The 6,012-nt window shown below is 67.9% G+C and carries 3 protein-coding genes; all 3 read left to right on the forward strand.

The genetic code is table 11. The annotated features are described in order from the left end of the window. Positions 1-1,270, forward strand: a 1,270-nt coding sequence (locus ACESLR_RS11240) for an MFS transporter (RefSeq protein WP_373067432.1), incomplete at its 5' end; no start/stop codon positions are given. Positions 1,271-2,192: 922 nt separating this feature from the next. Next, complete coding sequence (locus tag ACESLR_RS11245; protein WP_373025095.1) at positions 2,193-4,103, forward strand: ATP-binding cassette domain-containing protein; 1,911 nt, start codon at positions 2,193-2,195, stop codon at positions 4,101-4,103. A 160-nt stretch (positions 4,104-4,263) separates the two neighbouring features. Beyond that, the coding region (locus ACESLR_RS11250; protein ID WP_373067439.1) for a methyl-accepting chemotaxis protein at positions 4,264-6,012 on the forward strand (1,749 nt) is incomplete at its 3' end.

Raw genomic sequence — 6,012 nt, forward strand, 5'->3', positions numbered from 1 at the left:
GGATGCCCGTGTCTGCAAGGACATCCCGGAACACGCCTGCCGCGCCCAGCCAGTCAATTTCTTCGTCCACCTGGTCTCCAACACCCTGAGCAAGATCGGGGACGAGCTGGCCTCGGCCCGTCTGGTGCTGGCCTGGCTGCTGGGCGCCCTCGGCGCCCCGGCCGCCTTCGCCGGCTTCCTGGTCCCGATCCGCGAATCCGGGTCGTTGCTCCCGCAGCTGTTCGTCGCCGCATCCATCCGCCGCCGGGCCATCCGCAAGGGCTTCTGGGTCCTCGGCAGCGTGCTTTCCGGACTGGCCGTGGCCGGCATGGCCGTCGTTGCGCTGACCCTGGAGGGCCCGGCCGCCGGCTGGGCGATCCTCGGGCTGCTGGTGGTCTTTGCCCTTTCGCGCGGGATCAACTCGGTTGCGTCGAAGGATGTACTGGGCAAGACCATCGCCAAGCATCGGCGCGGGACGGTGATGGGCTATGCCGCCTCGCTGGCCGGTTTCTTTACCCTCGGGCTGGGCATCTACCTCACCCTCACGAACCTGGACGAAGCCGGCATCGGCGTGTTCGTCGCCCTGCTGGCCGCCTCGGCCGGGGCCTGGTGGGTCGCCGCCGCGACCTTTACCGGGTTGCGCGAGGACCCGGGCGCCACCGAAGGGGGCGGCAACGCCGTCACCGAGGCCATCAAGTCGATGCGCCTGCTGTGGAGCGACCACGCCTTCGGTCACTTCGTGCTCACCCGTGCGCTGCTCATGAGCACTGCCCTGGCACTCCCCTTCTACGTCCTGCTCGCGGAGGACGCGACCGCCGGCGACCTGGGCACCCTGGGCCTGCTGATCCTCGCCAGCGGCCTGGCTTCGGCCGTCAGCGCCCCGGTCTGGGGGCGGCTGTCCGATCGCTCCGCGCGCTGGGTCCTGATCCTCTCGGGCCTGCTCGCGGCCGGGCTCGGCATCGCGGTCGCCCTGAGCGTCTGGCTCGCGCCCGTTGGTATCGACCAGGCGCTGGTCCCCGGCGGCTGGGTGTACGCGACCCTGTTCTTCCTGCTCGGGGTCAGCCATGCCGGCGTGCGCCTGGGGCGCAAGACGTACCTGGTCGACATGGCAACCGAGGAAACACGCGCCGCGTTCACCGCGGTCAGCAACACGGTCATCGGCGGCCTGTTGCTGGTCGGTGGCCTGTTCGGCCTGCTGGCCCAACTGGCCGGCACCGAGGTCGCCATCTTCGTACTCGCCCTGATGAGCCTCGCCGGCGCCGTGAGCGCCTGGCTCATGGGCGAGGCCTGACGCCCCTCTTCCCGCCTTAATGGGCGAGGCATCATTCGCCAACCGGCCTACTGTACCGTCGTCCGACCGCCTGCCTTGTTATGGCTGATCCTGGTTCGTCCTCCGGTGTTTACGGTGGCTCCGGTCCGCCGCCTGCCACGCTGTGGCTGGTTATTGTTCGTCGCCCGGTTTTACGTGCTTCCGGTCTACATACTGCCAGGCGCTGACTCGCCAGCGCGCCCCGAGGCACTTTCTTGCTTGCCCAAGAAAGTGCCCAAAGAAGGGCACCCGGATTCCGCAAGGGGCTCCATACGGGAAGCGAAGGTCAAAACCGGCGGTATCCCGCAGGGTGCGGTTGAACGCAGCGAAACGCACCGTTCCAACGTCGGCGCAACCCCGATGCGATTCGCTACGCTCATCACATCCTACGAAAGCCCTGGCGCTCGCCGCGCGGGCGCGGCACGCAACGGCCGCAGGGCGGGCGTGCCGAAGATGTCCGAAGGCCTAGCCTCCATCCATGAGCAACATGGTCGGGACCGCTGTTGTGTTGACCTGCCTCCCCGTTGTCGTCGCGCCGAGTGGAGACGCTTTTCGCGGGATAAGAGGCGCTGGATGTCTGAGCGGAGCCGAAGGCGCAGCGAGTTCAGCGCCGCCCGCGAAAGGCCTCGGAGCGAGGGAAACCCCGGCCCGCTCAGCGGGCCGGGGTCGCGGCAATCGGGCGTGTTTCTTGGGTACTTCTTTGCACGAGCAAAGAAGTACCTCGCGGCGCGCTCGCGAGTGAGCGCTCGGCAGTATGCGGACCGGAGGCACCGTAACCACCAGAGGACGAACCAGAGCCAGCCCCAACAAGGAAGGCGGCTGGAAGCAGCCACAAGCACGCCGCAAGGCGCCAAGGTGATAGGCTTGGCGCCCGCAACAACACTTGCTCGCGACCGGAACCCGAATGGCACTCCTCACCCTGCGCAACATCCACCTGGCCTACGGCATGGCCGCCCTGCTCGACGGTATCAACCTGAGCCTGGAGCCCGGCGAACGCGTCGCCATTGCCGGGCGCAACGGCGAAGGGAAATCGACCCTGCTCAAGGTACTCAACGGCGACGCCCAGGCGGACTCCGGCGACATCACCCGTCAGGATGGCCTGACCACCGCGTACCTGACCCAGGAACTGCCCCCGGGGATCGAGGGCACGGTGTTCGACGTGGTCGCCGAGGGTCTGGGTGAGGCCGGACGCCTGCTGGAGCGCTTCCACCACCTCAGCCAGGCCGCCGCGGCCGGGGACATGGAAGCGCTGGACAAGATGGGGCCGGTGCAGTCGAAACTAGACGCGATCGACGGGTGGAGCCTGCAAAACCGGGTGGAGACCACCCTCTCACGCCTGAGCCTGGACCCCGAGGCCCAGTTCGCCGCGCTGTCGGGCGGGCTCAAGCGCCGGGTCTGGCTGGCGCGCGAGCTGGTACAGCGCCCGCAACTGCTGCTGCTGGACGAGCCCACCAACCACCTGGACGTGGCGGCGATCCGCTGGCTGGAGGAGTTCCTGATCGAGAGCGGCCTGACCGTGGTCTTTATCAGCCACGATCGTCAGTTCATGGAAAGCGTGGCCACACGCATCCTGGAACTGGATCGCGGGCAACTGTACGAACACCCGCCATCGATCGAGGCGTTCCGCGAGCGCCAGGCCGAACGCCTAGAGACCGAAGCCACCCAGCGCGCGGAGTTCGACCGCAAGCTGGCGCAGGAAGAGGCCTGGGTACGCCAGGGCATCAAGGCCCGGCGCACCCGCAACGAGGGCCGCGTGCGCGCGTTGCAGGCCCTGCGCAAGAAGCGCGCCGAACGCCGCGAACGCGGCGGGCAGGTGAAGATGAAGCTGAGCCCGGAACAGCGTTCCGGGCGCCTGGTCATCGAGGCGGAGCACGCGGACTTCGGCTACGACACCCCGATCGTGCGCGACGTGAACCTGCTGCTGCAGCGCGGCGATGCCCTCGGCATCGTCGGGCCCAACGGGGCCGGAAAGACCACCCTGCTGCGCGGTCTGCTCGGGCAGATGGAGCCGCTGTCCGGCAGCGTGAAGCTGGGCACCCAGCTGGAGATCGCTTACTTCGACCAGGCGCGCGCGCACCTGGACGAGGACACCACGGTGCAGGATGCAGTCGGCGAGGGCCGCGACCGGGTCATGGTCAATGGCGAGAGCCGCCACATCCTGTCCTACCTGGAAGACTTCCTGTTCCCGCCCTCGCGTTCGCGCCAGCCGGTCTCGGCGCTGTCCGGGGGCGAGCGCAACCGGCTGCTGCTGGCGAAGCTGTTCCTGCGTCCGGCGAACCTGCTGGTGCTCGACGAGCCCACCAACGACCTCGACGTGGAGACCCTGGAGCTGCTTGAACAGCTCCTGATCGAGTACACCGGGACCGTCATTGTGGTCAGCCACGACCGCTCGTTCCTGGACAATGTCGCCACCTCCACCCTGGTCCTGCCGGGCGATGGGTCGGTCGAGGAGTTCGTGGGCGGGTGGTCGGATCTCCCCGAACGCGTCACTCGGCGGCTGCTGGAGGGCGGGTCCGGCGCGGGCCCGGAGCCCAAGGCCGCGCCCCAGCCTGCGGTGTCGACTGCGACGGCCGCGCCCGAGCCATCCCCGGCCGCTCCGCGCAAACTGTCCTACAAGGACGCGCGCGAACTGGAGTCCCTCCCGGCGCGTATCGAGGCCCTGGAAACCGAGCAGCGGGAGCTGACCATGGCGATGGCCGACCCGGAGGCGCTGCGCGACGGCGAACGCATGCGCGAGCTGCAAGCGCGCCTTGAGACGGTGGAGACGGAGCTGGCCCACTGCTTCGAGCGCTGGGAACAGCTGGAATCCGGCTGAGCCGCGGCGCGTCTACATGCGGGTTTCCGAAGCCAGCGCTCAACTCTGCCCGGGGCCTGCCGTAACAGGGGTTGAATAGCCACCTTTCGGGTTCGCGGTGCTTGAGACCGCGACCGGTTCGCGAAGCGCCGGAAACAAGGCGCGTTGAAGGAGTCATCGCATGTTGGACAAACTCTCCATCCGGGGGCTGCTGATCGCCGGCTTCGGCCTGGTGGTCGCCATCCTGATCATCAATTCCCTGCTGGCCCTGCGTGCGATGAGTACGGGCAGCCAGGGGGTTGAACAGCTCACCCAGGCGGACTACCCGGCCGTCGCCCGCGTCAACGATGTCGAGCAACTGCTGCAGGAGAGCGCGGCATTCCTCGGCTTCTATCTGATGAGCGAGGAAGAGTCCCAACGCGATGCCTGGCAGAACGCGATGCAGGAGCTCGATGCCGCCACCGACGCGCTGAACGAGAACCCGGTGATCGCGGACGACGAGGAACTCGCTGCCAGCGCAACCGAGGTACGCCGCCTGGTGGACCAGTTCGCCAGTTTCGAGGAGCGCCTGGTCGAGGTCGCCGAGAATGCCGCCGAAAACATGCCGGCGCTGGGGATCGCCAATGCCCAGGCCAACCCCGCCAGCCGCGAGATGACCCAGCAGACCAACATGATGATCGATGCCGAGATGGCCCTGCCGCGCTTCGAGCGCTCCTGGGACCGTCTAGACACCCTGCATGAGCTGCGCATGTCGGTGGTCCAGGTGACCTCCAACCTGCGCGGCTTCATCGCCTTCCGCGACGATGCCTTTCGCGAGAACGTCCGCCTGTTTTCCACCCGCACCAACGACATCAGCGCACAGTTGATGGAAGAGTTCGATGACCTGGACTTCGAGCAGCAGATCGCGCTGGAAGATTTCCAGGGTGCGCTCGAGACCCAGAACACCGCCCTGGACGACCTGATCGAGATCCACGGCAGCGAACAGGCCCTGCAGGACGCCTACCTGATCCGCACCGAGATTGGTCCGCTACTGGTCGAGGCCCGTGATCACCTGCAGGGGCTCAGCGAACGCATCACCGATCGCGCCGAGCGCAGCGCCGCTGCCCTGACCGCCGACATGCGCGCCACCCAGACCACCCAGGGTGTGCTGGCCCTGATCGGCGTGATCCTGGGCCTGGCCGGTGCGGTGTTCATCATCCTGGTGGTACGGCGTGCCCTGGCCCACTCCACGGCAGCGCTCGAGGAAATCGCCGACGGCGACGGCGACCTGAGCCGCCGTCTGGACGAGAACGGCCTGATCGAGACCGCACGGCTCGGCCGCGCGTTCAACCGTTTCACCGACAAGATCGCCCAGGCCATCGGCCATGCCCGCGGCAGCACCGAGACGCTGAACCGTGCGACCGAGAACCTCAACCAGGAGGCCTACGAGGCCCGCGAGGCGGTCTCGCGCCAGCGCGACGAAACGGAACGCGTTGCCACCGCGATCAACGAACTGCAAAGCAGCGCCGAGGAGATCGCGCGCAACACCGACGCGACCTCCCAGGCCGGCCAGGAGGCCGGGGATGCGGTGACCAACGGCTCCGAGGTCATGAGCAAGAACATCGAGTCCATGGCCTCCCTGCTCGGAACCGTCGAACAGGCGGCCGACACCGTGGCCAAGCTGGGCGAGGACTCCAAGCAGATCGGGACCATCCTCGAGGTGATCCGTGGCGTGGCCGAGCAGACCAACCTGCTGGCCCTGAACGCGGCCATCGAGGCCGCCCGGGCGGGCGAGCACGGCCGCGGCTTCGCGGTGGTCGCCGACGAGGTGCGCAAGCTGGCCACCCGCACCCAGGAATCCACCGACGAGATCGAGACCATGATCGCCCGCCTTCAGTCCGCCACCGGCAGTGCGGTGAAGGCCATGCAGAATGGGCAGGAAGAGGCCGAG

Source organism: Thioalkalivibrio sp. (assembly GCF_041685615.1).
Taxonomy (GTDB): Bacteria; Pseudomonadota; Gammaproteobacteria; order Ectothiorhodospirales; family Ectothiorhodospiraceae; genus Thioalkalivibrio.